Source organism: Burkholderiales bacterium, from assembly GCA_035518095.1.
Taxonomy (GTDB): Bacteria; Pseudomonadota; Gammaproteobacteria; order Burkholderiales; family JAHFRG01; genus JAHFRG01.
The window spans coordinates 1-3916 of the sequence record DATIXX010000003.1; the positions used below are offsets into that span (position 1 = coordinate 1).

Here is a 3916-nt window from a genome sequence, read left to right on the forward strand (position 1 = left end):
ATTCGATTTCAAGCCCAAGCCGCACTGGGAATTAGGCGAAGAACTTGGCATTCTGGATCTGGAGCGGGCCGCCAAGCTTTCTGGCGCGCGCTTTGCAGTTTATTGGGGCGCCGGCGCCCATCTCGAACGCGCGCTCGCCAACTTCATGCTTGACGTTCACACGCGCGAGCACGGCTACACCGAAGTGCTGCCGCCTTATATGGTGAATTCTGAATCCATGTACGGTACTGGCCAGTTGCCAAAGTTTGCTGCGGATTTGTTCCGTGTCCCGCATGGAGAAAAGGACCTGTGGCTGGTCCCGACCGCCGAAGTTCCGGTTACGAATCTGTATCGTGATGAAACCCTGGATGGATCCAAGCTGCCAATTTCACTCACTGCCTACACGCCATGTTTCCGCAGCGAAGCCGGGTCATATGGAAAGGACGTGCGCGGCATTATTCGCCAACATCAGTTCCAGAAGGTTGAGCTGGTCAAGTTCGCACGCCCGGAAAACTCGTACGAAGAATTAGAAAAGCTGACGCACGATGCGGAAGAGATTCTGCAGAAGCTTGGGTTGCCTTATCGTGTGATGGTCCTGAGCACCGGCGACATGGGATTTTCGTCAGCGAAGACCTATGACCTGGAAGTCTGGCTTCCGGGCCAGCAACTTTATCGCGAGATTTCTTCCTGCTCGAACTTTGAGTCTTTTCAGGCGCGGCGGGCCAATATTCGCTTCCGGCCGGACGGCAAGGGCAAGTCTGAATTCGTGCACACCCTGAACGGCAGCGGCCTGGCTGTCGGGCGTACCTGGCTGGCCATCCTGGAGAACTACCAGCAGTCGGATGGCACGGTCATAGTCCCGGAGGCGCTCCGCCCGTACATGCGCACTGATCGCATTCAAGGCCGTGACCGCATAAAGGCAACTCACGGCGGGTGAAAACATCTAGAATTGAAGCGTTGAATCATTGAGTGATTGAGTGATTCAGCCATTGAGTCAATGATCCGATGGTTCAATAAACTTCCTTGCACACCGAACTAAAAACCGTCGAGCATGAAACGCCCTCAGTTCCCGTGGGCGGCGCTTGGCGGACGATTAAAAGTTTCGTCTTTTGGTCATATGAGCGTGGCACTATCCAATATGACGTGATGGTCACGCTCATATTGTTATTCGTATTCTTCTCGCCGAGGCTGATCGAATTCAACGATCATCCAGTCGAGCACAACCCGCACTCAACCGGGGTCGTCGTCTATCCAGACGGCAAAGGTGGATTGATTTATCAGGTGGAAGCGCGCGCCGTTCCCGAGGGCGACGATCAAGCCATCCGCGCCGCATTGCTTCGTGTCATCGAACCGATTTCCGGTGATGTCAGCATTTCGCGATACGAGCCGGTAAAAGACATCAAAGGCCAGGTTCTGATCTACAAAGTCTGGGTTCAGAGAGAGTAGCGGCGATCAACATGAAAAGACGATCCATCTTTTACGCGAGACCGATTGCCCCGCTCGCAATTCCTTTTTTCTTTTCTGTTGTACTTATGTCTCAGGGCCTTTGCCGGTTTCCTTTGTTGGACGCAATGCCTGCGCCCTGTCTTGTGGGCACGCAGAACGACCTTGATACCATCCTCGCCAAAATGGACCAGACTGCGGCGAGATATCACAGCGTGGAAGCAAAGTTCAGCTGGACCATGTACAACAGCGTTGTAGACGAGAAGGAAAGCCCCGAGACCGGCAGGATTTTTATCGAGCGGAACGGCGACCAAGTCAAGATGGCGGCTGACATCGAGCCGCCAGATGAGGAGCAGGTGGTTTTATCTGAAGGCAAAATTCAGGTCTATAAGCCAAGGTTAGCTGCCGTCGATGTGTACGATGCGGGCACCCATCGCGAGGAGGTCGAAACATTTCTCGCGCTCGGTTTTCTAAGCAGCGGCAATGAAATGCGCAAATCCTTCGACGTGAAGTACGAGGGTCTGGAGAAAGTCGAAAACGGTATCGAAGCTGCGAAGCTCGATCTGACGCCCAAAGCCGAGAACGTCAAGAATCACGTACCTGAAATCATTTTGTGGATCAATCCGGAGGACGGCACTTCTGTTCAGCAAAAGTTGATCGAGACCAACGGCGACTATCGGCTGGCAAACTACTCGAACATCCAGCTGGGCAAGAAAATTTCGCCGAACGTCTTCAAGTTGAAAACACACGGCAACGCAACAATCACAAACCATTAAGAATCAGCAGCTTGCATCTATCGCCGATTAAACTTTGCGGCTGCATTATCAAAAATGCCGCGTTATACTCGAAAACATCATCCAAGACACCTAATTTAGGACACGTAATTATTGCCAGAAGCGCGGAGCCACATGGCCAAAGTTTTTACCATCCCAGTACCCCCCGATATTAGCCGCAAAAAATCACGCGAGCGCACGTCTGATCCCCGCTACGTAGATGGCCAGCGTGTGTTGGTCGAAGCCATGCGCTACCTGGCCCGCACCGATCCAATCGCCAATCGCAACGCGATTGAATTGCTCTCCGAACACGTGCGCACGCGCTTCCGGATGAGCGACTCGCCGCTAAGCTAATCTCTTTGCTAGACGACGCGGTCCGAGCCGGTCAAGCCAAGTCTCGCCGCGAGCTGGCCAAAGCGTAAGCCGCGACCACAATCATGACCGGGTACATTTCAAGCGTGTATCGCGGCTCCGGATTTTCTAGCGTGCCCAGAAATGCCGAACGCAGCACCACGAACAGTAGCAGCAACCCCGTGAGCGCGATCGGGCGTGACGAAACCCATCCCACGAGGCCGCAGATTACGTAAAACAAACCGATCACGCCGAGCGCAATCGCCAGCACCGACCATTTCAGTTCATCATTGAATTCCCACCAGCGCGTATCCGAAGGCAGCATTTCCGTACGCGGCCGCAGCCACATATCAAGAATTCGCAGCACCGGAAGCTCGATGTAATAACGGACCGGATGGGCGCGAATTCTCGCCTCCGCCAAAGTCTCAAATCTTTGATCCAGCTCCGGCGTCACGTGCAGAACTTTGTTGTAGTCGTCGATCAGCGCGATGGTTTCTGTTTTTTGTTGCGGGCTATCAAATGCGCGAGAGGGAAGTTGATTTGGGTCAATCGGGCTCCCAGGTTCCTGCCAATAAATCTCTTCGACCGACACATAGTCCGCCATCCAGGTTTTCACCCAGCGATTGAATCCCATGGGCACGAATTCGTTTTCTTCGTTGGCGTAGCGCGGCGCGAGTGGCTGAAATTGGTGGAACACCCGCCAGTTGCGGATTGTCCACGGCACCAGCGGCGCGATTGCGATGACTCCGATGAGAATTGCGGCCTGAAAATCGTGCACAATCGCACGTCCTGCCGCTGGAGTCGCCGGAGGATTCCGAAAACGAGGTTTGAGCAGCAGCGCCAGCAAATAAATTTCAATCACGATCAGCAACATCGCGCCATCCGGTCGCAGCAAAATTGCGCCAGCACACGCCAACCCACATCCAGCCCAATAACGCAGCGGTCGGTCTCGCTCAGCTTGCAGCGCGCGGATCGCCAGATCGAACGCTAAGGCCGTGAAAAAAATTTCCAGCGTCTCGGTGAGTGCCGCACCCGCGTAATTTGCAAGAAATGGGCACAAACAGGCCAGAGCGAAAGCAATCTTGGCCGGCCGGCTGCCCATCAGGCGCAAAGCCAAGTCCGCGCACAAAAGGCAAGTTCCGAGGTCCACGAACATCTGCACAAACAAAACCGCGCGGTAATGCTCCATGCCGAAGATGGCGAAAATGCCGGCGAGAAACGCCGGATAACCCGGCAGCCGAATGTATGTTGGCGAAATTGCTTCCGGCCCGCTCAAACCGAAGATGCCGTGCTGGAGCCAGTTCTTGGCGATGTCGCCATAAATAAACGAATCGCTCACGACGCTGGGAAAACGAAAGATGAAAATCAGC

General features: G+C 54.2%; 5 protein-coding genes. 4 read left to right on the forward strand and 1 reads right to left on the reverse strand.

The annotated features are described in order from the left end of the window. The 4 genes from serS to VLV32_00235 all read left to right on the forward strand — a co-directional run. A partial coding sequence (serS, locus tag VLV32_00220; GenBank protein ID HUL40325.1) for a serine--tRNA ligase occupies positions 1-916 on the forward strand: 916 nt, incomplete at its 5' end. A gap of 206 nt (positions 917-1122) precedes the next feature. Further along, on the forward strand, positions 1123-1425 hold the full coding sequence (locus VLV32_00225) for a hypothetical protein (GenBank protein ID HUL40326.1): 303 nt from the start codon (positions 1123-1125) through the stop codon (positions 1423-1425). 11 nt (positions 1426-1436) lie between these two features. Continuing rightward, positions 1437-2198 (forward strand): outer membrane lipoprotein carrier protein LolA, encoded by a 762-nt coding sequence (locus VLV32_00230; protein ID HUL40327.1) that lies wholly within the window; start codon positions 1437-1439, stop codon positions 2196-2198. A 132-nt stretch (positions 2199-2330) separates the two neighbouring features. Next, on the forward strand, positions 2331-2549 hold the full coding sequence (locus VLV32_00235) for a hypothetical protein (protein ID HUL40328.1): 219 nt from the start codon (positions 2331-2333) through the stop codon (positions 2547-2549). Between the two features lie 31 nt (positions 2550-2580). On the opposite strand, the gene VLV32_00240 is transcribed toward VLV32_00235, so the two are convergent. Continuing rightward, positions 2581-3916 (reverse strand): glycosyltransferase family 39 protein (locus VLV32_00240; protein ID HUL40329.1); only part of this gene is annotated, 1336 nt, incomplete at its 5' end.